Here is a 24,275-nt window from a genome sequence, read left to right as displayed (position 1 = left end):
AGCCCTGCCGGTCTCAGGTCGTACCCGCCGTCTTACTTGCCGCTCGCCTCGGCGTGCTCGTCGGCCGGGCGCTCCTCGGTCTGTGCCTTGGCCCACCGGTAATCCGGCTTGCCCGCCGGATTGCGCTTGATCTGGTCCACGAACCACAGGCTGCGCGGCAGCTTGTATGGCGCGATCTCCTGGGTGAGCACCGGGCGCAGTTCATCCAGGGTGGGCCGCCTATCGCCGCGACACTGCACGACCGCGACCACCCGCTGTCCCCACCGCTCATCGGGGACACCGACCACCAGTGCGTCGAAGACCTCCGGGTGGATCTTGAGCGCGCCCTCGACCTCCTCCGGGTAGATCTTCTCGCCACCGCTGTTGATGCTGACCGAACCGCGGCCGAGCATGGTGACGGTGCCGTCCTCCTCGACCCGGGCGTAGTCGCCCGGAATGGAGTAGCGAATTCCGTTGAACTCCTTGAACGTTGCCTTGGTCTTGGCCTCGTCCTTGTAGTAGCCGACCGGAATGTGGCCGCTGCGCGCGATGAATCCGACCTGCCCGGAGCCCGGGACCACCGGATTGCCGTCGTCGTCGAGCACCTGGGTGGCGGCGTCGATCTTCACCCGCGGACCACCGGTGTGGTTGGCGCCCTTGGTGACAACGGCCAGACCGCCGAAACCGGTTTCGGAGGAGCCGATGGAATCGGTGATCATCCGGTTCGGCAGCAGTTCCAGGAACTTGTCCTTGAGCGTCGGCGAGAACAGCGCGGCACTGCTCGCCATCACGTACAGACTCGAAAGGTCGTACGGCGCACCGGTTTCCGGATTGCCCTCGAGCAGGGCGTCGACCATCGGCCGGGCCATGGCGTCACCGGTGATGAAGATGAGGTTGATCTTGTGCCGGTCGATGTGCTGCCACACCCCGTGGCCGGTGAACTCCGGGATCATCACGGCCTTGCCGCCGTCGAACAGGCTGTGGAAGGTCGCCGTCTGTGAGCCACCGTGGATCATCGGCGGAATCGGGAACCGGACCATCTGCGGATTGCCCGCGCCGGTCTTGGCCTGATGCCATTCGTCCTCGACGTATTCGCCGGTGAGGAAGTTGATGCCGCCGCCGAGTACGCGCCACCAATCCTCGTGCCGCCACATCACCCCCTTGGGCAGGCCGGTGGTGCCGCCGGTGTAGAGCATGAAGATATCGTCCGCGGAGCGCTCACCGAAGTTCCGCTCGCCCGAGGACTGCGCCAGCACCGCCTCGTATTCCACCGAATCCGCTGCGGTGGGGATGGTGCCGGTCGTATCGTCGTCCACGACGATGACCGTCTTCAACAGGGGCGTCTTCGGAAGAACTCCGGTCACCCGGTCGCTGTAGCGGCGCTCGTGGATCAGCGCGACCATATCCGAATTATCGAAAATATACTGCAACTCGTTCTCGACATATCGGAAGTTCACGTTGATCATCACGGCGCGGGCCTTGAAGACCGCGACCATGGCCTCGACGGCCTCGATCGTGTTCCGCGAATAGATGCCCACCTTGTCGCCCGGTTGGACACCCTGTTGCAGCAGGTAGTTGGCGAGTTTATTGGCCCGCTCCTCCAACTGCGCGTAAGTCACCTCGCGGCCGTCGTCGGCCAGCGCTACGCGGTCGGGCATCAGATCGATGGCGTGTTCGACTAGGTCCGCTATGTTGTAGCTCACAAAGCTAAAAATAGAACGTGTTACTGTTTCTGACAAGGCTGAATTTGCCGCCCCGGCCGGCTCCGCCGGCCTGCCATCCCCCTGGAGTGTCAGGAGATCGAGTAATGCCAGATTGCCTCGTCGAGAAGCGCGATCACGTCCTCATCGTCACCATGAATCGCCCCGAGGCCCGCAACGCACTGTCGGCCGAGATGATGGCGATCATGCGCGACGCCTGGGACCAGGTGGACAATGATCCCGATATCCGCGTCGCGATCCTGACCGGCGCAGGCGGCGCGTTCTGCGCCGGCATGGACCTCAAGGCGATGTCCGCTCGGCACCCCGGCGACGCCTCGACCGCGGGTAGTTTTGATCCGACCAAATTGGAGGCGCTGCTCAAGGGCCGCCGGCTCACCAAACCGCTGATCGCGGCGGTGGAGGGTCCGGCCATTGCCGGTGGCACCGAGATCCTGCAGGGCACCGATATCCGAGTGGCCGGGGAGAGCGCGAAATTCGGTGTGTCCGAGGCGCGTTGGGGCCTGTTCCCGCTCGGCGGCTCGGCCGTTCGGCTGGTCCGCCAGATTCCCTACACCGTCGCCGCCGACATTCTGCTGACCGGCAGGCATGTGACCGCCGCCGAGGCCAAGGAGATCGGGCTGATCGGGCATGTGGTCCCGGACGGCACCGCATTGGACAAGGCCCTGGAACTCGCCGCGCAGATCGCGGCGAACGGACCCGTTGCGGTGCAGGCGATTCTGCGCACCATTCGGGAGACCGAGGCCATGCCGGAGGAGGACGCCTTCCAGATCGAGGCCAAACTCGGCATGGCGGTATTCCGGACCGCCGATGCCAAGGAGGGCCCCAAGGCCTTCGCCGAAAAGCGCAAGCCCACCTTCACCGGCAGCTGAATTACGTTCTCGCCGAGGCGATCCGAATGGTGGCACCCGGGCCACCATTCGACCGGCCGCGGCGGGATCAATTGCCGGGATAGTCCATCCAGAAGGGCTCCCACTGGTGGCCATCGGGGTCGATGAAGGTGCGGCCGAACATGCCGACCTGGGCCTCCTCGGCGCGGCGATCCTCGTGCAGCTCCTCGGTGGCGCCAGCGGCCAGCGCGGCCTCGGTGAGGATGTCCACCTCGCGCGCGCTCGCCAGCGATAGCGCGAACGCGCCGCCGACCGTTGCGACGGTATCGGCGATCGGGCGCGTGGCGAAGGTCGTGAAGAAGTCCCTGGTGAGCAGCATGGCGCAGATATTGTCGTCGACGACGATGCAGGCGGCGTTCTCATCGGTGAAGTCCTGGTTCACCTTCCAGCCGATGGCCTCGTAGAAATTCTTGGACCGGCCCAGGTCTGCGACGGGGAGATTGATGAAGATCATCTTGCTGGGCATGGGTGGTCCTAACGTCGTCTTCGGCGGTTTATATGTACAGACGGGACGACCGCGGCGAACTCATCGCGGCGGCGCCAGCGGACCCGAGCCCAAGCCGACGTCCCCGCCGTGGTGATCTTGATTCCGCAGGTAGAGGGCCTTCGGGTCTCGAATGTGTCGGTGGGCTGTGGCAGGGTGACACCCATGAACGACTCGTCCGGCTCGACCGTCGGCCTCACCCCGGACGTCCTCGCATCCTTCGAAGGACATCGGCGGGAGCTGTGCGCCTACGCCTATCGCATGCTCGGCTCCTCCTTCGAAGCGGAGGACGCGGTCCAGGAGACCTTCACCCGCGCGTGGAAGTCCTATGACTCGTTCGAGGGTCGCGCCAGCCTACGGTCCTGGCTGTACAAGATCACCACCAATGTCTGCCTCGATATGCTCGACGGCCCGCAGCGCCGGGCCAGGCCGATGGATCTGTCCGGTCCGTCACGGCCGGATTCGCCGCTGCCCATGCCGCAGCCGGATTACGTCTGGATCGAGCCGATCCCCAATGCGCTTGCCTTCGGCTCGGATCCGGCCGACCACGCCTCCGCCAAGGACACGCTGCGGCTGGCATTCGTCGCCGCCTGTCAGCATCTGCCCGCCACCCAGCGCGCCATCCTGATCATGCGAGAGGTACTGCGATTTTCGGCCAGCGAGACCGCCGAGGCGCTGACCATGTCCCCCGCATCGGTGAACAGCGCACTCCAGCGCGCCAGGGCGACCATGTCGAAGGTGCAGCCCGCCGACACCGACACCTACGACGAATCCGATGACAATCAGCGCAAACTTGTCGACGATTTCGTCAAGGCCTTCGAGGCCTACGATATGGACACCCTGACCACCCTGCTGAAAGCCGATGTGGCACTGTCCATGCCACCGATCGAACTGTGGATCTCGGGCCCCGAGAATGTGGCCGCCTTCATGCTCGGCACCGGCAGCGGCTGCCGCGATTCCCGCATGATCCGCCTGCCAGGCGCCAACGGCCACCCAGCCTTCGGCCACTACAAACCGCACGAAAGCGAAGCGGGCGTATGGGTTCCGTGGTCGATCACGGTCCTCGAACTGGACGGCGACAGCATCGCCGGACTCAACTTCTTCCTCGACACCGAGAAGCTGTTCCCGCTGTTCGGATTGGCACCGGAGCTACGCGAACCCGCCTGAGCCTTCGCCGCCGGTGGTCCGCGGCGGGATGGTGAAACGACAGCCGGTTCGGAGGCTTAGCTGGCCCAGCGGGTAGGTAGACAGGTCGAGCAATCGAGCCGGGCGGGCACGCCGTTGAACATACCCAGTCCAGGTGCTCGTCGAACGTAGTCATAGGGCCGCCGAATATGGCATGGCGACAACCATTTGACTACGTTCGACGGAACTCCGCTATGAGGCCGGGATATAGCGGTCGCGGAGTTTGCGCTTGTAGAGCTTGCCGTTGGGGTCGCGGGGGAGTTCGTCGAGGTAGTCGATGGAGCGGGGCATTTTGTATTTCGCCAATTGGGTTGCGGCGTAGGCCAACAGTTCGGCGGTGAGGTCGTCGTTGCCGTCGACACCGGATACCGGCTGGACGACGGCCTTGACCTCTTGGCCCCAATCCGGGTGCGGCAGGCCGAAGACCGCGACGTCTTCTACCTTCGGGTGGGTGGTGAGGACGTTCTCGATCTCGGCCGGGTAGATGTTCACACCACCGGACAGGATCAGGTCGGAGCGGCGGTCGTGCAGGTAGAGGTAGCCGTCCTCGTCGAGGTGGCCGATATCGCCGACGGTGAAAAGGTCACCGACCCTTGACTCTTCGGTCTTCTCCTTGGCGTGGTGGTATTCGAAGCTGGAGGCACCCATCTTCATATAGACCAGACCGGGCTCCCCGGTGGGCAACTCGGAGCCGTCCTCCTCGCTGAGCACCTTGATGACCGACCACGGCCAGGCCTTGCCCACCGAGCCCGGCTTCTTCAGCCAGTCGGTGCCGTTGATGACCGTGCCGCCGCCCTCGGTCGCCGCGTAGTACTCGGTGACCGTCGGTCCCCACCACTCCAGCATCTGCCGCTTGGTCTCGGCCGGGCACGGGGCCGCGCCGTGCACCATGCTGCGCAGCGATGACACGTCGTACTTCGCGCGCACCTCCGCGGGCAGCGCGAGCAGCCGGTGGAACTGGGTCGGCACCATATGGCTGTGGGTCACCCGATACTTGTCGATGAGCCGCAGCATCTCCTCGGCGTCCCAGCGATCCATCAGAACGAGCTTGTGCCCCAACTGAATAGAGATGGTCGCGAAGTTCAGCACGGCCGTGTGATACAGCGGCGAACCACAGATGTGCACGTGATCGTCATAGGGATTCAGTTCGAACAGGCCGAAGAACGCGGTCGAAGCCACCGGAACGACATCCGGGTCGGTGCCGGTGAGCGGACGCCGAACGCCCTTGGGCCGCCCCGTGGTTCCCGAGGTGTAGAGCATCGGCGCACCCGTGGTCCGGTTGTCGGGCCGACCGGTATCGGCGGCACCCAGCCAGGCCACGGACTTGAAACCCTCGATCTCGCCGACCGCGAAGCGCGCGGTGGCCGGCAGCCCGGCCTCATCCGCCGCGGCGATCGCGGTGGCGGCGAACCGGTCGCTTGCGATGAAGGCCTTGGCCTCGCTATCGGCGAGGATGTAGGCCACCTCGGGGCCGGTCAGATGCCAGTTGACCGCGACGATGTACAGCCCGGCCTGGTAGGCCGCGAAGTAGGCGGCGACCGCCTCGACGCAGTTGTGCACCATGCTGACCAGCACGTCACCGGGCTGTAGGCCGAGTGCCCGCAGGCCGGTGCCGTAACGGTTTGCGAGCGTGGCCAATTCGCGATAGGTCACCTCGCGGCCGGATGGATCCACCAGGGCGATCCGATCGGGTTCCGCGTTCGCGATGTTCCACAGACCGAGAATTTCTACTGACTCCTGCGTCGTCATTCTTACGAATTTAGAACGTGTTCTACATCTGTACAAGGGGTGCGAGCCGATGCAACTGCTCGATATCTGGAACAGACACCAGCATCTCGGTGACCCCGGCGGCTTCCCAGACTTCGAGTTGCTTACGCACATGCTCCTCGTCGCCGATGATCGCGGTATCCAGAATCAGCTCATCCGGCACCAGCGCCGCCGCCTCGGCCTTCTTGCCGGACTGGAAGAGCCTGCCGATCTCGTCCACCTCGCGTTCGTAGCCCATCCGCCGATAGACCTGCGCGTGGAAATTCAACTCCGGCGCACCCATGCCGCCGATGTAGAGCGCCATGATCCAGCGCATCCGCTCGAGTTCACTCTTGGGGTCGTCGGTGATCACCACCTGACAGCTCGCGGCGATCTCGAAATCGTCCCGCGAACGCCGCGCACCCGCCCTGGCGAAGCCCTCGTCGAGCCAGTCGTTGTACATCCCGGCCAGTCGCGGCGCGTAGTAGATCGCGAGCCAGCCGTCGGCGATCTCGGCCGTCAGCGCGACATTCTTCGGCCCCTCCGCACCCAGCCAGATCGGCATATCCGCACGTAGCGGATGCACGATCGGCTTGAGCGGCTTACCGAGTCCGGTCGATCCCGGTCCGGTGTAGGGCAGCGGGTACTGCGGCCCGTCATTGGTGACCGGCGCCTGCCGCTCCAGGATGCGGCGAATGATGCCGACATACTCCCTGGTGCGCTGCAATGGCTTGGCGAACGGCTGTCCGTACCAGCCCTCGACCACCTGCGGCCCGGAGACGCCGAGCCCGAGAATGGCCCGGCCGCCGCTGAGATGGTCCAGCGTCAGCGCGTGCATGGCCGTCGCGGCGGGGGTACGCGCCGACATCTGCACCACCGAGGTCCCCAGCCGCACCCGCTGCGTGGCCGAGCCCCACCACATCAGCGGCCCGAAGGCATCCGATCCCCAGGATTCGGCCGCGAATACCGCGTCGAAACCCGCCGCCTCGGCGGCGACAACCAACTCGCCCGCGTTCTGTGGCGGCTGCGCCATCCAATACCCGAGTTGCAATCCGAACTTCATGCGCGACCTCTTTCTCTCGCTAGCGATTGCTTGCAGGTCGCTCGAAAGGGCCAGCAAGTTCTTGCCACCAGAATAAGAACCTGTTCTACTCGATATCGTGACTCAGGGGAATACCGCATCCGGGACAATCGCGGATGAGAGAGGGCCGGAATTGAACACACCGCCCGATGTACTCAGTGCACCCCTTCGGGTGCAATTCGACTACACGCGGTCGGTCGGGCCGGTCATCGGCACCTTCCTGACCGAGCTGCGCGGCCGCAAGATCGTCGGCGTGCGCGGCTCGGACGGCCGGGTGCTGGTACCGCCGCCGGAATACGATCCGGTCACCTCGGCGGCGCTGACCGAATTCGTCGACGTGGCCGATACCGGCACCGTCCGGTCGTGGACCTGGGTCCGCGATCCGCTGCCCGGCCAGCCGTTCGACCGCCCGTTCGCCTGGGCGCTGATCCAACTCGACGGCGCGGACACCACCATGCTGCACGCCGTCGATGTCGCCGGACCCGAGGACATCCACACCGGACAGCGCGTGGTCGCCCGGTGGGCGACCGAGCCCACTGGCAGCATCAAGGACATCGTCTGCTTCGAACCGGGCGAAACCTCCACCGCACCAGCGCAATCCGGTTCGGACGGCGAGCCGGTCACCATGCTCGTCACACCGGTCGACCTGAACTACATGCACAGCGCCTCCCCGCAGGAGACCATCTACCTGCGCGGCCTGGCCGAGGGCAAACTGCTCGGCGGGCGCACCGACGCCGCGGGCAAGGTGTACTTCCCGCCGCGCGGCGCCAATCCGACCGACGGCAGGCCGACCGACGAGATCGTCGAACTGCCCGACCGCGGCATTGTGACCACCTTCTGCATCGTGAATGTGCCGTTCCTCGGCCAGCGCATCAAGCCGCCGTATGTCGCGGCCTATGTGCTGCTCGACGGCGCCGATATCCCGGTGCTGCACCTGGTGCTCGGCACCGAGGCGAGCGAGGTGCGCATGGGCATGCGGGTGGAGGCGGTGTGGAAACCGCGCGAGGAGTGGGGCTTCGGGCTCAGCAATGTGGACCACTTCCGCCCCACCGGCGAGCCGGATGCCGACTACGACACCTACAAGCACCACCTCTGAGAGGCCACGTTGACGAACAACGCTCTGCCTACCCACCCCGCCGTCTCCGCCCGCTCCGACGGCTACCGTCCCCCTTGCGACATCGCGGTCGTGGGATTCGCCCACTCACCGCATGTGCCGGAGACCTTCGGCACCACCAACGGTGTCGAGATGCTGGTGCCCGTCTTCCAGCAGCTCTACACCCGACTCGGCATCACCAAGTCCGATATCGACTTCTGGTGCTCCGGTTCCTCGGACTACCTCGCGGGCCGCGCCTTCTCGTTCATCTCGGCGGTGGACGCCATCGGCGCGGTACCGCCGATCAACGAATCGCATGTCGAGATGGACGCCGCCTGGGCACTGTACGAGGCGTTCGTGAAACTGCGCTCCGGACAGGCGAAGACCGCGCTGGTATACGGCTTCGGCAAGTCCTCCGCGGGCACGCTGCGCCAAGTGCTCACCATGCAGCTCGATCCCTATCTGGTCACTCCGCTCTGGCCGGACGCCTGGTCGATCGCGGGTCTGCAGGCACGGGCCGGACTGGATGCGGGTCGCTGGACCGAGCGCGATATGGCCGCGGTCGCCGCCGGTGACTCGGGCGATATCGCAACCCTGCTCGCCACACCCTATGTCGCCGATCCGCTGCGCGAGCACGATATCGCGCCGATCACCGACGGCGCCGCCGCGATTGTGCTCGCGGTCGGCGACCGGGCCCGGGAACTCTGCGAGCGCCCGGCCTGGATCACCGGTATGGCGCACCGGGTGGACACACCCAATCTCGGCGCCCGCGATCTGACCGTCTCACCGTCGACTTCGGCCGCGGCACAGTCGGTTACCGGCGGCGATACCAGCGGCTTCGATATCGCCGAACTGCATGCGCAGTTCAGCCATCAGCAGCTGATCCTCACCGAGGCGATCGGGTTGCGGCCCGAGACCAAGGTGAATCCGTCCGGCGGCGCACTCGCCGCCAATCCGATGTTCGCGGCGGGCCTGGAGCGCATCGGCTTCGCGGCCGAGGCGATCATGGGGGGCACCGCGAATCGGGCGCTCGCCCATGCCAGCAGTGGACCGGCCCTGCAACAGAACTTGGTAGCCGTTTTGGATTCGGAGGCGAGCCGATGAGTTTTCCCGCTGCGGTGCTCGGCACCGGACAAACCCATCACGTGACGAAACGAACCGATGTGTCCATGGCGGGCATGTGCCGCGAGGCCATCGATCGTGCACTCGACGACGCCGGGCTCACCATCGCCGATATCGACGCGGTGGTGGTCGGTAAGGCGCCGGACTTCTTCGAGGGCGTCATGATGCCCGAGCTGTATCTGGCGGATGCACTGGGCGCCACCGGAAAGCCGCTGCTGCGCGTGCACACCGCCGGATCCGTAGGCGGCTCCACCGGTATCGTCGCCGCCAATCTGGTGCAGGCCGGGGTGCACAAGCGGGTGCTCGCCATCGCCTGGGAGAAGCAGTCGGAATCGAATGCCATGTGGGCGTTGTCGTTTCCGGTGCCCTTCACCATGCCGGTCGGCGCGGGCGCGGGCGGCTACTTCGCACCGCATGTGCGCTCCTACATTCGCCGGTCGAACGCGCCGGGCCATATCGGCGCGATGGTCGCAGTGAAGGATCGCCGCAACGGTGCGAAGAATCCCCTCGCACACCTGCACCAGCCCGATATCACGCTGGAGCAGGTGCTCTCCTCCCAGATGCTGTGGGATCCGATCCGATTCGACGAGACCTGCCCGTCCTCGGACGGCGCCTGCGCCGTGGTGATCGGTGACGAGGAAGCCGCCAAGGCCATCGAGGCCACCGGCAAGACCGTCGCCTGGGTACACGGCACCGCCATGCGCACCGAGCCGACCACCTTCGCCGGACGCGATCAGGTCAGTCCGCAGGCCGGACAGGATGCGGCCGCCGCGCTGTGGCAGGCCGCCGGAATCACCGACCCGCTCAAAGAGATCGACGTGGCCGAGATCTACGTGCCGTTCTCCTGGTTCGAGCCGATGTGGCTGGAGAACCTGGGCTTCGCCGCGCCGGGCGACGGCTGGAAGCTCACCGATAAGGGCGAGACCGAAATCGGCGGCACGCTGCCGGTCAACCCGTCCGGCGGCGTGCTGTCCTCGAATCCGATCGGCGCCTCCGGACTCATCCGGTTCGCCGAGGCCGCCAAACAGGTCATGGGCCGGGCCGGGGACTATCAGGTCGCGAATGCCAAGAAGGCGCTCGGACACGCGTATGGCGGTGGGTCGCAATACTTCGCCATGTGGGTTGTGGGCTCGGAGCAGCCTCGCTGACGCTCGGCCGTCTCCGAGCCCACGGACTCCGAAGGTCGACCGGGGGCGCTTCGCTTCCCCGGTCGACGTATACCGATTCGATGACTACTGCCTATTAGGACCGCTGATATGAGCCAAGGAACATTGAAGTTCACCCTCGGCATCGCGCTGAGTCCGCTGGAGCAGCTGCCCGAGCTGGCGAAAACCGCTGAGGAGTGCGGGTTTTCATCGATCGCACTCCCCGACTCGCTGTTCTACATGGAGTCGGCGTCGGCGAAGTATCCCTATACTGCCGACGGCAGCCGGTTCTGGGGACCGGAGACGCCATGGGTCGACCCGCTCATCGGTGCGACCGCCATGGCGGCGGTGACCAGCCGGATTCACTTCTACACCAACGTGCTCAAGCTCGGTTCCCGCAATCCGCTGCTGCTCGCCAGGCAGGTCGGCTCGGTGGCCAACCTGTCCGGCAACCGTTTCGGATTCGGCGTCGGAATCGGTTGGGCACCAGAGGAATTCGAATGGTGCGGGGTGCCGTACGCCAAGCGTGGCGCGCGGGTCGACGAGATGATCGAGGTCATCAAGTTGGTGCTCGGCGGTGGCATGGTCGAATACCACGGGGAATTCTTCGATTTCGATCCGCTGCAGATCAGCCCGGCGCCGAGCCAGCCGGTCCCGTTCTATATCGGCGGCCACACCGAACCCGCACTACGCCGGGCGGCCAAGGTCGGTGACGGCTGGACCTCGGCAATGATGACCTATGCCGAACTGTGCACCACCATCGGCAAGCTCGGCGCGCTGCGCGCCGAATTCGGCCGCGAACAGGTACCGTTCGAGATCCAGGCGGTGTGCGTTGACAAGTTCGGACGCGCCGGATATCAGGATCTGGCCGATGCCGGGGTGACCGATGCGATCGTGATCCCGTGGCTGGCCGATGGCATCGGCTTCGACGGTGAACTGGCGGCCAAGCAGGAGTCACTGCGCCACTTCGCCGCGAAGAATATCGAGGAACCCATCGTCGCGAAGGCAACAGTATGAGTACCACCGAACATTCAGCACGGGCCGCCGGACTCGCATCGCAGGCCGCGGTGCGAGCGCGGGATAAGCAGGCGTGGGTCGATCTGTTCGCGACCGACGGCATTGTCGAAGATCCCGTCGGCCCTTCGGGTTTCGATCCGGAGGGCAAGGGTCATCGCGGCAAGGAGGCCATCGCGGCATTCTGGGATATGGCGATCGCGAAGACCGATTCGATCGAATTCCACTTCGGGGACTCCTTCGCCTGCGGCAATGAGATCGCCTTCACCGGCCTGATCCGCACCAGGATGGGCGGGCACCAGATCGATGCCGAGGGCGTATTCACCTACAAGGTGGACGAAACGGGCAAAATCGCTGCGCTGCGGGCATTTTGGGAGGTCGACCGCGCCATGGCGACCGCGAAGCGCACTACCTGAGCACGCTGCCTTCCCCTCGGGGCAGCACGAAGGGGGCCCTCGTACCGGCAAGGGGACTACCGGTGCGAGGGCCCTTTCGTATGGACCCAGGCCGCCGACACAAGCCTGGGTCCGCGACGTCTCAGTGCGCGACCGGGCAGCCCGAGCCCTTGTAGTCGACCTGGAACTCCTTGACACCGTTGAGCCAACCCGAGCGCAGTCGCTTCGGATCACCGAGCTTGGTGATATCGGGCATGGCGTCGGCTATGGCGTTGAAGATCAGGTCGACTTCCATCCGGGCCAGATTCGCGCCGATGCAGAAGTGCGCACCGGTACCGCCGAAGGACAAGTGCTGGTTGTCCTTTCGCGTGATATCGAACTGCTCCGGATTCTCGAAGACCTCCTCGTCGAAGTTGGCCGAGCGGTAGAGCATGACCACCCGCTGCCCCTTCTTGATCTGCACACCCCCGAGTTCGGTGTCCTCCAGCGCGGTCCGCTGGAACGAGGTGACCGGGGTCGCCCACCGGATGATCTCGTCGGCGGCGGTGGCCGGGCGTTCCTGCTTGAACAGCTCCCATTGATCCGGATGCTCCAGGAAGGCCGCCATACCGTGGGTGATCGCATTGCGGGTGGTCTCATTGCCCGCGACGGCCAGCATGATGACGAAGAAGCCGAACTCCTCCGGGGTCAGCTCATCGCCGTCGACATCGGCCTGGATCAACTTGGTGACGATGTCATCGGCCGGACATTCCTTGCGCGCCGCGGCCATTTGGTAGGCGTAGCCGAGCACCTCGGCGGAGGCGGCGACCGGATCGGCGTCGTTCTCCGGATCGTCATAGCCGGTCATATCGTTCGACCAGGTGAAGACCTTGCCGCGGTCTTCCTGCGGGACGCCGATCAGCTCGGCGATGGCCTGCAGCGGCAGTTCCGAGGCGACCTGGGTGACGAAGTCGCCGGATCCGTTTTTCGCTGCCTCCTTCACGATGGACTCGGCCCTCGCCTTGAGTTCGGCGCGCAGGCCGTTGATCACGCGCGGGGTGAAACCCCGGGAGATGATCTTGCGCAACTTGGTGTGATGCGGTGCGTCCATGTTCAACAGCACGAAGCGCTGCAGTTCGATCTGCTCGCGGGTGATGTCGTCGTTGAAACGCGGGATCGCGGTGTTTTCGAAGTTGGAGAACACATCGCTGCGGCGCGACACCTCCTTGACGTCCGCGTGCTTGCTCACTACCCAGAAGCCCTCGTCGTGGAAGCCGCCGATTTCGGGGGGCTGCGGATTCCACCAGATCGGTGCGGTGCGACGCAGTTCGGCGTACTCCGCCACCGGAACACGCTCGGCGTAAATGTCCGGGTCCGTGACATCGAACCCATCCGGCAGATTCGGCCGGGCATTCCGCGGGTCAACCACCAGATGTCTCCTTCGACAAACTGAAACACGTTCTACAATCATTGAAGCATAGGCTGCATAATGAGGGAAGAACAGGACAGATTCGCCTGTCGCAGGTATGAACACACGTTTCATTTTTCTGTCCCTGAAGAAAGGTTGGACATGGGCACACCCGTCATCGTCGAGGCCGCTCGCACCCCCATCGGCAAGCGCGGCGGCTGGCTCGCAGGTCTACACGCCGCCGAACTGCTCGGCCTCGCCCAGCGCGGGCTGCTCGATAAGGCGCATCTGGATCCCGCCCAGGTGGAACAGGTTATCGGCGGCTGCGTCACCCAGGCCGGTGAGCAGTCCAATAACGTGACCCGCGTCGCCTGGCTGCACGCCGGGCTGCCATGGCAGGTCGGCGCCACCACCATCGACGCCCAGTGCGGTTCGGCGCAGCAGGCCAACCACCTCATCGCCGGACTGATCGCGACCGACGCCATCGAGATCGGCATGGCCTGCGGCGTGGAGGCGATGAGCCGAGTTCCCTTGGGCGCCAACGTCGGCGAGCACGCCGGTCCGCGCCGGCCCGCCTCCTGGAATATCGATCTGCCGAACCAGTTCGAGGCGGCCGAGCGTATTGCCAAGCGGCGCGGCATCACTCGCGCCGATATCGATGAACTCGGCGTCCGTTCGCAGCGCCTGGCCGCCCAGGCCTGGGCCGAGGGCCGCTTCGACCGCGAGGTGCTGCATGTGACGGCGCCAGCGGTCGACAAGGAAGGCAATCTCACCGGCGAGAAGCTGGACGTGACAAGGGATCAGGGTCTGCGCGAAACCACACTCGAAGGTCTGGCCAAGCTGAAGCCGGTCCTGGAGGGTGGAATCCACACCGCGGGCACCTCATCGCAGATCTCCGACGGCGCGGCCGCGGTACTGCTAATGGACGAAAAGGCCGCGCAGCGAGCGGGTTTGCGCCCGCGCGCCCGGATCGTGACGCAGGTGCTGGTCGGCGCGGAGCCCGAGTTCCACCTCGACGGGCCGGTGCAGGCGTGCACCCGACTGCTCGAACGGTCCGGCATGAATATCGGCGACATCGACCTTTTCGAGATCAATGAGGCTTTTGCGGCAGTTGCACTTTCATGGGCCTCTGTACACAAGCCGGACATGGACCGGGTAAATGTAAACGGCGGCGCTATCGCACTCGGACATCCGGTGGGTTCAACCGGATCCCGGCTCATCACAACGGCTTTGCACGAACTCGAGCGAAGCGGAGGCAGCACCGCGATGGTGCTCATGTGTGCGGGCGGCGCACTCGCAACAGGCACCATCATCGAGAGATTGTAAGAGTTTCAACCAATTCCGGTGCCTTGGTTGAACGTTCATCCCAATGAGCCCAAAACGTGTCGTACGCCACACAAACACCAGGACACGCCACTAGATGACTCGTCAGCTATCTTGGGGTTATCATCAGTCTGTCGGGGAAGGTGCTCGCGACGGGCAAGAACCGGTTCACACCACGTTTTCCCAAGAGCCGTTGGCGTGACCCGCAAACGCGACCGTCGCAGTGTCTTCCCGGGAGCGGCACCTAGAAGCTTCAAGGAAATCCTGAATCAGGCGTAGGTTTTCAGTTACTGAGCCGCTAATATCAATGATACGTATCCGAGATAACGACTGTTAGTACAGCGAAGGGAATTGGGCGGCTCACAATGGCTGATTTCGCGGCGCGGCTGAACAAGCTGTTCGAAACCGTGCATCCCCCGGGGCGCAAGCCGCACACCAACGCGGAGGTTGCGGCTGCGCTGACGGCCTCCGGACATCCGATCTCGAAACCGTACCTCTCACAGTTGAGGTCGGGACAGCGGACCAATCCGTCGGATGAAACGGTGGCTGCACTGGCCAAGTTCTTCAAGGTCAAGCCGGACTACTTCTTCAACGACATCTATGCCGCCAAGATCGATCATGATCTGGAGTTGCTGTCCCAGCTGCAGGGCTACGGGCTGCGACGGCTGTCGAGCAGGGCGTTCGACCTGTCCGAAGAATCACAGAACCTCCTCACCTCCATGGCGGAGAAATTGCGGGCAAGTGAAGGTCTGCCCGAAATTCCTCCGGATGGCACCGAATAGGTTCTCCCGCAGCGCAGTACGGTGCGACCCACAAGGTCGCACCGTACTGCGTCATGGGTATGGCCCCACCAGAACGCGGACACACCCGCGGTGCCCCTAAAGTTGTGGGCTTGGTGGCGCGTACAGGGTTGCGATAAAAGCGCGCCCCAATAGACCCGCTACTGACGAAATCAGTTGCGCGGATACGTCAACAGACACAAGGAATCCGGCACTGCGGAAGCGGTGCCGGATTCCTTGCTATGTCAACCTTATTGAATACCCGGAGCGAGTCCTTCGGAATGCCTCGAGCCGATGGGTTTTGATGTCACTCGATCAATTTCGGACCGACGATGCGGCGCCCGCTTGGTAGGCGCGCGCGATTGCCTGGACCCACCCGCGGGGACTAATACCCTCCGGCGGAGCAATCCACCGCGCGTCGACTACCACCTCACCCAATGGGTTTCGCGCCCACTGCGCGACCCGGTCGGCCCGCGCGGAGACCAGCGGCGGTGGCGGACCCGCACTTACCAGCTCGACGCCGCCGCCGGATTGCAGATATAACGCGTCCATGATCTGCGCGACCTGATCGGATGCCCTGAGCTGAGTGGAGGTACCCGTCTGCTCGTGCGCGACCACTTCCGGAAACCGCCCGACCATGGTGCGGTGCAGAACCTTGATCTGCCGCAACAGGATTCGCGCACGTATCCACAGCTCGACCACGATCCACACCGCACCGAACGCGATGAGCAGGGCCGCCGCCGCCCAGGCGGGCCAGCCCCAGTCCGGTTCGCCGGGCTTCGCGACCGGTGCGTCGATGACGTCCCGGCGGATCTGCAGCACGGCGAGCAGCGCGACGAGCGCGGTCCCGGCGGTATAGCTGGCAATACCGCGACCGAGCGTCGTCCAGTCCAGGTTGCGCACACCGGTGATGACGATGAAAACGCAGCCGAGCGCGACCGCGATCCAGCCGAAGGTGGTGGACCAGAACAGATTTACCGCCATCGCGACCGAGCCGATGCCATAGATCACGAACGCGATCTGACGCAGATTGCGGCGGGAGACGACCGGCCAGGCCGCCGACGCGACCACCGAGGTCGCGGTCGCGAACAGCATCCAGGCCGAGGTCACGACGCCGTCGGACAGCGGGCCCGAAGGCAGACCGCGCGGCAGCAGATCGGCTATGGCGAGCGCGATTTCGGGAACCGCGACGGTGGCTCCGAGTGCGACCGCCGCGACCGCGACGACGATCGCCACCCGCGCGGTCGTCGCGGGCTTCACCAGTACACGACCGACACGCGCACCGGCGGCGACCCAGACCAGCATGGCCGTCAACCAGAGCGTCATCCGAGCGCCTCATCGAATCGAAGGACCGAGACGCCTGCGCCCCGGCTGTTGAACACGCGGAGTCGGGTCATCAGCATGGCGGCGAAGGTTTCGGCCTCCCATTCCGCGAGTTCGTCCGTACCGTCGTCGACGATCTGCTGATGTGCTCGCTGGCTGAGCATGTAGGCAATCAGATCGTCACTGGCCTCCAACGTCACCTCGGGCGCGGGCGCGCCCGCATGGTCGAAGACGATATGGCCCAGTTCGTGTGCGAGGGTGTGTTCGCGGCTCGGCAGTGCGGTGGCGAGCACGATCACATCGCGGTCCGGATAGAACCGGCGCTGGCCGCAGATGCCCGGCCCCAGTTCCGCACTTGCGATTTCGATCTCGCGACGTCGCTCGCTGGCAATGGCGGCGACAACCTCGTCCAGGGTGGTCGCATCGGAATCCGCGGCGACGGCGCACACCGCGTCGACCGCCGCCGCAACCCGTCGGTAGGCCCGGAGTCCGGTTTGCGTTCTGCTCTCACTCATCGAACGCCCCCTACGTCCTTGGTCCGAAGAACTCGGCACGCGCGGCGTCGATGCGGGCCTGTGCGGCCGATGCGCTCTGGAAACTCACTGCGCCGGAACCGGTTCCGGCCAGCGCGAGCGCGATCAGGCCGCCGACCACGCCGAGCACATTGGGCTTGGGCAGGCCATCGTCGGCACTGGTCGGCCGGATATCCGGATTCGGCCTGGCCGGAGCCGCGGGCGGGGCGGCCGAAGGTGCGGGCGGCGGTGGCGGTGCCTGCTCCAGAGCGGGTGCGGGCGGCGCGGCCACCGGGACCTGCGCGAGTTGCGGTGCCGCCGGTGCGAGCGGTGCGGGCGGGACGATGATCGGGACAGCTGGCACTGCCGGAGCGGGCGGCGCGGGCAGTGGGATCAGCAGCAAGAGCAGCGGGGCCGCCGAGCCGACCGCGGCGGAACCGACGGCCGCGGAACCTACCGCGGCGGAACCGGTTCCGGCCGAACCGACACCTGCGGACCCGACACCGGCCGAGCCGACCGCAGCCGAACCCGTACCACCCAGCACAGATCCAGTACCAACACCAGCGGAACCGACCGCAGCCGAACCCGTACCACCCAGTACAGATCCGGTATCGACAGCGGCGGAACCGACGGCCGCGGAGCCCGTTCCGAGGGCGGCGGAGCCGGTGCCCAGCGCCGCCGAACCGGTACCGGCTACCGCCGCCGAACCAGTGCCGAGAATGGTGGCGGCACCCGCCGAACCAGTGCCGATGATCGCGCCAACGCCCGCGGAGCCGGTGCCGATGATGGTGCCCACGCCGACCGAGCCGCCGCCGAGGAGTGCGCCGAGCAGACCCGTCGCGCCGAGGGCCGTGGAGCCAGCGGCGGCCGAACCCGCCGCCGAACCGGGACCGGCGGCCGGGTTGACACCCGCGGCGGCATCGGTCGGATCAATCGGTGAACTGACACTCGACTGGCCCGGAATCGCCAGCGGCTCCCATACATCGCCGGTCGCAAACGGCGCGGGGTAGTCAGGATCCGCGCACTGCGGGCACGCGCTGCCGGGCTGCGCCTCGGCCGGCACTCCCCCGAGGAGCGCAAAGCCAGCCGCAGTCGCAAGCACTGCAACCACACGCGACGTGCGACCAACGGCCATGCGCCAGCCTTCCCCTGATTCGATATAGCGCAGATCTGTTGCCCGGTCGCAACTCACAAATTCCGGGACTTCGACGGACGGGAGCCCATAGTAAACCGCAGCCCAAATCCGTGCAGTCGCTCGGGCCATGCACGGCATAAGACCCGCCCGACCGGCCGTCTGCCCGAAACCGGTCGAGCGCCCAGATCGCACCTTCGGAACTTCGTGTGTAATCCCGAACACACTTGCGCGTCAATCCCCCTACGCGCACCCCAGGAAAACCAGCGGACCAGTCCGTATGCCGACGCGCCCCGGCGACCGGCCGGGCAATGCGTCGAAGCTGGCACGCCGACGAATTACCGACGACGTGCCAGTCGGAACGGCACGAGCGTGCCGATTCCCGTGCCCTCAGGCGCCGTAAACCGGCTCCGGCGGAACGGACTTGGCGATCAGGTCGGCGACCACCGGACCGAGTTCGGCGGGGTTCCAGCGCGCGCCGCGATCGACAGCGGTGCCGTGCCGCCAGCCATCGGCCAGGGCCACCTTGCCACCTTCGACCTCGAACATACGGCCCGTGACAGCAGAGGACTGTGAGCTGCCGAGCCAGACGACGATCGGCGAGACATTTTCCGGCGCCATCGCGTCGAAGCCATCCTCGGGGGCGGCCATGGTTTCGGCGAAGACGGTCTCGGTCATGCGGGTGCGGGCGGCGGGGGCGATGGCATTGACGGTGACGCCGTAGCGCGCGAATTCGGCCGCGGCGGTGAGGGTCAGGCCCGCGATACCAGCCTTGGCCGCGCCATAGTTGCCCTGGCCGACGCTGCCCTGCAGGCCCGCGCCGGAGCTGGTGTTGATGATGCGGGCATCGACCGCACGACCGGCCTTGGATTCACCGCGCCAGTACTCGATGGCGTGGCGCATGGTCGCGAAGTGGCCCTTGAGGTGCACTCGGATCACCGCGTCCCACTCGTCCTCGCCGAGGTTCACCAGCATCCGGTCGCGCACGAATCCGGCATTGTTGACCAGCACGTCCAGACGGCCGAAGGTGTCGACCGCCTGGCGGATGAGGTTGCGCGCACCGTCCCAGTCCGCGATGTCGTCACCATTGGCCACGGCCTCCCCGCCGAGTGCCTTGATCTCGGCGACCACCTGTTCGGCGGGGGTCTCGCTGGTCGCCGCACCGTCCAGGGCGGAGCCGAGATCGTTGACCACCACGCGCGCCCCGGCGGCGGCGAAGGCGAGCGCATGCGCCCGGCCGATACCGCGGCCAGCGCCGGTGACAATGACGACGCGCCCGGCGCAGATCTGCTCGGTGTCCATAACCTGTTGTGTCCTCTTCGTTTTCGGGTTCGGTTGTTCAGGCCTCGGCGGGCTGCTCGGCGACATTGGCATTCGACGCGGCCAGAAATGCCGGACGTTCACCCCCGCCGTGCACCAGCAACGTCGCGCCGCTGACAAAGGCGGCCAGCGGTGAGGTCAGGAAAACGGCGCAGCTGCCGATATCGTCGGGCCGGGCCATCCGACCGAGCGGAATGGTCGCGCCGACCGCGTCGACACCATCTTGATCGCCATAGTGCAGCTGACTCTGTTCGGTCTCGACCGGGCCCACGACCAGCGAATTCACCCGGACCTTCGGGGCCCATTCGACCGCGAGCGTGGCGGTCAGGCTGTCGATGCCCGCCTTGGCCGCGCCGTAGGCGGCGGTGCCCGGCGAGGGCCGGTGACCGCTGACGCTGGACACCATCACGATCGAGCCGCCGCCGGGCTGCTGCTGCATCACCGCATTGGCGGCCTGCGAAACCAGCAGCGGCGCGAGCAGATTCAGTTCGACGATCTTGCTGTGGAAGTTTTTGCTCGCGGTCGCGGCGAGGGCGAACGGCGCGCCGCCCGCGTTATTGACCAGGTGATCGAGGCGGCCGTGGCGCGCGACGATCGCATCGACCAGTCCCTGTACCGCGTCGGCGTCACGCACATCGCAGGGCAGGTATTCGATCTGCCGACCGTCATGGCGCACAGGTGCGTCCGCTGGACGTCGCGCGCAGGCGATAACGGTCGCGCCCGCGGCGAGAAAGGCCCTGCTGACGCCCGCACCCACCCCGCGCACACCACCGGTGACCAGAACGACGCTGCCGGTGAGATCGATTTCGAGTGCCACCGTGCTAACCTACCAAGCAACTGCTTGCTTTGCCAACCACGAATGGATACGCGATGGGGATCAACCGTCACTCCGAATCAACCGGCATCACCGTGGTCACGGTCGACTATCCGCCGGTCAACGCCATACCGTCCGACGGCTGGTTCACCCTGGCGGATGAGATCCGCGCGGCCGGGCGCGATCCGGAGACCAAGGTCGTGGTGCTGCGCGCCGAGAACCGCGGCTTCAATGCCGGTGTCGATATCAAGGAGATGCAGCGCACCCCGGGCCACCAGGCACTGATCGACGCCAATCACGGCTGCTTCGAGGCGTTCGCGGCGGTTTACGACTGCCCGGTTCCGGTCATCGCCGCGGTGCAGGGCTTCTGCCTCGGTGGCGGCATCGGCCTGGTCGGCAATGCCGATGTGGTGATCGCCTCCGATGACGCCACCTTCGGCCTGCCCGAGGTCGACCGCGGTGCGCTCGGCGCGGCCACGCATCTGTCCCGGCTGGTGCCGCAGCATCTGATGCGCGCGCTGTTCTACACCGCGAGCACCATCACCGCCCAGCAGCTACAGCACTTCGGATCGGTCTATCAGGTGGTGCCGCGCGCCGAACTCGATGCCGCCGCACTGGAAGTCGCCAAGAACATCGCGGCCAAGGATGGCCGGGTGATCCGCGCGGCGAAGCGGGCGCTCAATGGCATCGATGTGCAGGACGTGCACCGCAGCTACCGCTACGAACAGGGTTTCACCTTCGAACTGAATCTGGCCGGGGTGGCGGATGAGATCCGGGCGCGGTTCGACGACGATCTGGCCGCGCGCAAGGACAAGGAAGAGGGCAGGGAAAACTGATGCGGGACAAGCGAATGTCGCTCGACGAGGTCGTCGGCGAACTGCGCAGCGGGATGACCATCGGCATCGGCGGCTGGGGCTCGCGGCGCAAGCCGATGGCGCTGGTGCGGGCCATCCTGCGCTCGGATATCACGGATCTGACCGTGGTCAGCTACGGCGGACCGGATCTCGGTCTGCTGTGCTCGGCGGGCAAGGTGCGCAAGGCGTACTACGGCTTCGTATCCCTGGATTCGCCGCCGTTCTACGATCCGTGGTTCGCTCAGGCCCGCACCTCCGGCGCGCTGGTGGCGCGGGAGATGGACGAGGGCATGTTGAAGTGCGGACTGGAGGCCGCGGCCGCACGATTGCCATTCCTGCCGATCCGGGCCGGGCTCGGATCCGATGTCGTCAATTTCTGGGATGGCGAGCTGAAGACCGTCGCTTCGCCCTACGCGGACGGCGAAACACTCATCGCAATGCCCGCGCTGAATCTCGATGCGGCACTTGTCCATCTGAATATCGGCGATAAGCACGGCAATGCCGCTTACACCGGTGTCGATCCGTACTTCGACGATCTGTACTGTCTGGCCGCCGAGCGTCGCTATGTATCGGTGGAGCGGGTGGTGGAGACCGAGGAGCTGGTGAAAGCCGTTCCGCTGCAGTCGTTATTGCTCAACCGGATGCTGGTCGACGGTGTGGTCGAGGCGCCCGGCGGCGCGCACTTCACGCTGGCCGCGGACAGCTACGGCCGGGACGAGAAGTTCCAGAAGCACTATGTGGAAGCGGCCAAGACGCCGGAGTCCTGGCAGCGGTTCGTCGACAAATATCTCGCGGTTTCCGAAGACGAGTACCAAGCCGCGGTTCGCGAGTTCGCACAGGAGGTACAAAAATGACAGCATCGCGTAGCGATTCCGTGCGGGGTGGCGGTCGGGCGACGGGTGGGCCGACAACCGAAACCGTTACCCGGGCCGAGATCTGCGCGGTGGCCTGTGCCGAGATCTTCAGCGGCGCGGGGGAAATCATGGCCTCGCCGATGTCGCCGATGTCGATCATCGGTGCGCGCCTTGCCAAGTTGACCACCGAACCCGATCTGCTGCTCTCCGATGGCGAAGCGCTGTTCTTCGCCGACACTCCCCCGCTGGGCGGCAAGGCGCCGACCGAGGGGTGGATTCCGTTCCGCAAGGTCTTCGATGTGGTGGCCTCCGGTCGCCGCCATGTGGTGATGGGGGCCAACCAGATCGATCGGTTCGGCAATCAGAACCTGTCGGCATTCGGCCCATTGCAGCAGCCGACCAGGCAGATGTTCGGTGTGCGCGGCGCACCGGGCAACACCATCAATCATCCGACCAGCTACTGGGTTTCGCGGCATAACCGCCGGGTCTTCGTGGATCGGGTCGATATCGTCTCCGGCGTCGGCTACGACAAGGTCGATCCGACCAATCCGGCGTATCGGTTCCACCACCTGCACCGGGTGGTCACCAATCTGGGCGTATTCGATTTCGAAGGGCCCGAGCACACCATGCGGGCACGCAGTCTGCATCCGGGCGTCACCGCCGCCGAGGTCGCCGAGAACACCTCGTTCGAGATCGCGGGTCTAGGCGATGCGGGTGAGACCCGGCTGCCGACCGCGGAAGAGCTGCGGTTGATCCGGGATGTGCTCGATCCCAAAAAGGTTCGGGAATCGGAGGTGCCGTCGTGAGCGTGCTGCGGACACCGCTGACCGAGCTGGTCGGCATCGAACATCCGATCGTGCAGACCGGTATGGGCTGGGTGGCCGGGCCGAGTCTGGTCTCGGCCACCGCCGAGGCGGGTGGGCTCGGGATTCTGGCCTCGGCGACCATGACCTTCGCCGAATTGGAAGCCGCGATCGCGAAGACCAAGGCGCATACCGACAAGCCGTTCGGCGTCAATATCCGCGCGGACGCCTCGGACGCACCCGAACGGATCGATCTGCTCATCCGCGAGCAGATCGCCGTCGCGTCATTCGCGCTCGCACCCAAGCAGGAGCTCATTGCCAAGCTGAAAGATGCCGGCGTGGTTGTGATTCCGTCGATCGGCGCCGCCAAACACGCGGTGAAGGTGGCCTCCTGGGGTGCCGACGCGGTGATCGTGCAGGGCGGCGAGGGCGGTGGGCACACCGGTCCGGTGGCCACCACGCTGCTGCTGCCCTCGGTGCTGGACGCGGTCGATATTCCGGTCGTCGCGGCGGGCGGATTCTTCGATGGCCGTGGTTTGGCGGCCGCGCTGGCCTACGGCGCAGCGGGTGTCGCGATGGGTACGCGCTTCCTGCTCACCAAGGAGAGCACCGTCCCCGATGCCGTCAAACAGGAATACCTGAAGCGGCAACTACAGGACACCGTCGTCTCGCTCAAGGTCGACGGTATGCCACATCGCGTGCTGAACACCGAACTCGTCGACCGTCTGGAACATTCCGGCCGCTGGCGCGGCCTCACCGCCGCGGTATCGAACGCTGCGAAGTTCAAGGGCATGACCGGCATGAAGTGGTCGACCATGGTCCGCGACGGCCTGGCCATGCGAAAGGCCAAGGACCTCACCTGGTCCCAGGTGATCATGGCCGCCAACACCCCCATGCTCCTGCGCGCCGGTCTGGTCGAGGGCAACACCCAGGCCGGTGTCCTGGCCGCAGGCCAGGTAACCGGCATCATCGACGACCTCCCCACCTGCAAGGAACTCATCGACCGCATAGTCGCCGAAGCCGTCACCCGAATCGACACCATCGCCAGCCTCACCACAGACTCCGGCGCAACCCCGAGCACGTAGAAACGGCAGCGCGGCCTCGATCCACCAAAGGCCGCCCCGAGTCCTCTTGGCCGGGGCGGCCTTTCACATGCCGGTCCCGCCGATAACGAAGGGTGCTCGACCACAGCAGATGTCGCGATCGGCGGCGGCCTTGCCGAGGCCGGGGCGACGGCGGGTGCACGCAGGGATGCTGCTGAGGATGCCGTCGTTGCTTTTCCTGCGGTGACTCTCGCTCGTCTTCGGTCGGCCTCGGTGATG

Annotated in this window: 23 protein-coding genes; 13 read left to right on the top strand and 10 right to left on the bottom strand. The window is 65.7% G+C overall.

The window, feature by feature from the left end:
* Positions 1–32: 32 nt before the first annotated feature.
* A complete protein-coding gene (locus ACWEO2_RS14665) occupies positions 33–1,682 on the bottom strand; it encodes an acyl-CoA synthetase (protein ID WP_452405758.1) in 1,650 nt (549 codons plus the stop codon).
* A 104-nt stretch (positions 1,683–1,786) separates the two neighbouring features.
* Here ACWEO2_RS14665 and ACWEO2_RS14660 point away from each other — a divergent pair, with 104 nt between their 5' ends.
* Positions 1,787–2,569, top strand: a complete 783-nt coding sequence (locus tag ACWEO2_RS14660) for a crotonase/enoyl-CoA hydratase family protein (RefSeq protein ID WP_354954398.1) — start codon at positions 1,787–1,789, stop codon at positions 2,567–2,569.
* 67 nt (positions 2,570–2,636) lie between these two features.
* On the opposite strand, the gene ACWEO2_RS14655 is transcribed toward ACWEO2_RS14660, so the two are convergent.
* On the bottom strand, positions 2,637–3,053 hold the full coding sequence (locus ACWEO2_RS14655) for a VOC family protein (RefSeq protein WP_452405757.1): 417 nt from the start codon (positions 3,051–3,053) through the stop codon (positions 2,637–2,639).
* Positions 3,054–3,236: 183 nt separating this feature from the next.
* On the opposite strand from ACWEO2_RS14655, the gene ACWEO2_RS14650 reads away from it, so the two are divergent.
* The gene (locus tag ACWEO2_RS14650) at positions 3,237–4,238 is read left to right on the top strand and encodes a sigma-70 family RNA polymerase sigma factor (RefSeq protein WP_355181710.1); all 1,002 of its coding nucleotides are present in this window, start codon (positions 3,237–3,239) and stop codon (positions 4,236–4,238) included.
* A gap of 210 nt (positions 4,239–4,448) precedes the next feature.
* Here ACWEO2_RS14650 and ACWEO2_RS14645 read toward each other — a convergent pair whose 3' ends face one another.
* Complete coding sequence (locus tag ACWEO2_RS14645; protein WP_452405756.1) at positions 4,449–6,005, bottom strand: acyl-CoA synthetase; 1,557 nt, start codon at positions 6,003–6,005, stop codon at positions 4,449–4,451.
* A 22-nt stretch (positions 6,006–6,027) separates the two neighbouring features.
* Positions 6,028–7,065, bottom strand: coding sequence for an LLM class F420-dependent oxidoreductase (locus tag ACWEO2_RS14640; RefSeq protein WP_355181706.1), 1,038 nt, complete (start codon positions 7,063–7,065; stop codon positions 6,028–6,030).
* A gap of 151 nt (positions 7,066–7,216) precedes the next feature.
* On the opposite strand from ACWEO2_RS14640, the gene ACWEO2_RS14635 reads away from it, so the two are divergent.
* The 5 genes from ACWEO2_RS14635 (at position 7,217) to ACWEO2_RS14615 (ending at position 11,873) form a co-directional block, all read left to right on the top strand.
* Positions 7,217–8,179 (top strand): Zn-ribbon domain-containing OB-fold protein, encoded by a 963-nt coding sequence (locus ACWEO2_RS14635; RefSeq protein ID WP_452405919.1) that lies wholly within the window; start codon positions 7,217–7,219, stop codon positions 8,177–8,179.
* 24 nt (positions 8,180–8,203) lie between these two features.
* Entirely contained in the window at positions 8,204–9,280 is a 1,077-nt protein-coding gene (locus ACWEO2_RS14630; protein ID WP_452405918.1) for a thiolase domain-containing protein, read from the top strand.
* On the top strand, positions 9,277–10,446 hold the full coding sequence (locus ACWEO2_RS14625) for a thiolase domain-containing protein (RefSeq protein WP_452405755.1): 1,170 nt from the start codon (positions 9,277–9,279) through the stop codon (positions 10,444–10,446). The genes ACWEO2_RS14630 and ACWEO2_RS14625 overlap by 4 nt, the downstream gene beginning before the upstream one ends.
* A 123-nt stretch (positions 10,447–10,569) precedes the next feature.
* Positions 10,570–11,460, top strand: a complete 891-nt coding sequence (locus ACWEO2_RS14620) for a TIGR03619 family F420-dependent LLM class oxidoreductase (RefSeq protein WP_452405917.1) — start codon at positions 10,570–10,572, stop codon at positions 11,458–11,460.
* Positions 11,457–11,873, top strand: a complete 417-nt coding sequence (locus ACWEO2_RS14615; RefSeq protein WP_452405754.1) for a nuclear transport factor 2 family protein — start codon at positions 11,457–11,459, stop codon at positions 11,871–11,873. The genes ACWEO2_RS14620 and ACWEO2_RS14615 overlap by 4 nt, the downstream gene beginning before the upstream one ends.
* Before the next feature lie 121 nt (positions 11,874–11,994).
* Here the strand turns inward: ACWEO2_RS14615 and ACWEO2_RS14610 are convergent, their stop codons facing one another.
* Positions 11,995–13,302, bottom strand: coding sequence for a cytochrome P450 (locus ACWEO2_RS14610; RefSeq protein ID WP_452405753.1), 1,308 nt, complete (start codon positions 13,300–13,302; stop codon positions 11,995–11,997).
* A 99-nt stretch (positions 13,303–13,401) separates the two neighbouring features.
* Between ACWEO2_RS14610 and ACWEO2_RS14605 the strand changes: the two genes are divergently transcribed.
* Positions 13,402–14,565 carry a steroid 3-ketoacyl-CoA thiolase gene (locus ACWEO2_RS14605; protein ID WP_355181700.1) on the top strand — a complete coding sequence of 388 codons (1,164 nt, stop codon included), beginning with the start codon at positions 13,402–13,404 and terminating at the stop codon, positions 14,563–14,565.
* Positions 14,566–14,927: 362 nt separating this feature from the next.
* Positions 14,928–15,344: a helix-turn-helix domain-containing protein gene (locus ACWEO2_RS14600; protein ID WP_011207048.1), complete on the top strand. Its 417-nt coding sequence runs from the start codon at positions 14,928–14,930 to the stop codon at positions 15,342–15,344.
* 312 nt (positions 15,345–15,656) lie between these two features.
* On the opposite strand, the gene ACWEO2_RS14595 is transcribed toward ACWEO2_RS14600, so the two are convergent.
* The 5 genes from ACWEO2_RS14595 to ACWEO2_RS14575 form a co-directional block, all read right to left on the bottom strand.
* Positions 15,657–16,667, bottom strand: coding sequence for a hypothetical protein (locus ACWEO2_RS14595; protein WP_452405752.1), 1,011 nt, complete (start codon positions 16,665–16,667; stop codon positions 15,657–15,659).
* Positions 16,664–17,179 carry an ImmA/IrrE family metallo-endopeptidase gene (locus tag ACWEO2_RS14590; RefSeq protein WP_452405751.1) on the bottom strand — a complete coding sequence of 172 codons (516 nt, stop codon included), beginning with the start codon at positions 17,177–17,179 and terminating at the stop codon, positions 16,664–16,666. The genes ACWEO2_RS14595 and ACWEO2_RS14590 overlap by 4 nt, the downstream gene beginning before the upstream one ends.
* A 10-nt stretch (positions 17,180–17,189) precedes the next feature.
* Complete coding sequence (locus ACWEO2_RS14585) at positions 17,190–18,239, bottom strand: hypothetical protein (RefSeq protein ID WP_452405750.1); 1,050 nt, start codon at positions 18,237–18,239, stop codon at positions 17,190–17,192.
* Between the two features lie 459 nt (positions 18,240–18,698).
* Entirely contained in the window at positions 18,699–19,610 is a 912-nt protein-coding gene (locus ACWEO2_RS14580) for an SDR family oxidoreductase (RefSeq protein ID WP_452405749.1), read from the bottom strand.
* Positions 19,611–19,647: 37 nt separating this feature from the next.
* On the bottom strand, positions 19,648–20,445 hold the full coding sequence (locus tag ACWEO2_RS14575; protein ID WP_452405748.1) for an SDR family oxidoreductase: 798 nt from the start codon (positions 20,443–20,445) through the stop codon (positions 19,648–19,650).
* 53 nt (positions 20,446–20,498) lie between these two features.
* On the opposite strand from ACWEO2_RS14575, the gene ACWEO2_RS14570 reads away from it, so the two are divergent.
* The 4 genes from ACWEO2_RS14570 to ACWEO2_RS14555 are packed head-to-tail and all read left to right on the top strand — an operon-like array spanning position 20,499 to position 24,038.
* Positions 20,499–21,278, top strand: coding sequence for an enoyl-CoA hydratase family protein (locus ACWEO2_RS14570; protein WP_452405747.1), 780 nt, complete (start codon positions 20,499–20,501; stop codon positions 21,276–21,278).
* Positions 21,278–22,150 (top strand): CoA transferase subunit A, encoded by an 873-nt coding sequence (locus tag ACWEO2_RS14565; RefSeq protein WP_452405746.1) that lies wholly within the window; start codon positions 21,278–21,280, stop codon positions 22,148–22,150. The genes ACWEO2_RS14570 and ACWEO2_RS14565 overlap by 1 nt, the downstream gene beginning before the upstream one ends.
* Entirely contained in the window at positions 22,147–22,956 is an 810-nt protein-coding gene (locus ACWEO2_RS14560) for a CoA-transferase subunit beta (RefSeq protein ID WP_452405745.1), read from the top strand. Before ACWEO2_RS14565 ends, ACWEO2_RS14560 begins: the two co-directional genes overlap by 4 nt.
* Positions 22,953–24,038 (top strand): NAD(P)H-dependent flavin oxidoreductase, encoded by a 1,086-nt coding sequence (locus ACWEO2_RS14555; RefSeq protein WP_452405744.1) that lies wholly within the window; start codon positions 22,953–22,955, stop codon positions 24,036–24,038. The genes ACWEO2_RS14560 and ACWEO2_RS14555 overlap by 4 nt, the downstream gene beginning before the upstream one ends.
* The last annotated feature ends 237 nt before the right edge of the window (positions 24,039–24,275 follow it).

The organism is Nocardia sp. NPDC004278 (assembly GCF_053602975.1).
Note: the sequence above shows the minus strand (reverse complement) of the source record. Positions and strands in the feature narration are given on the sequence as shown.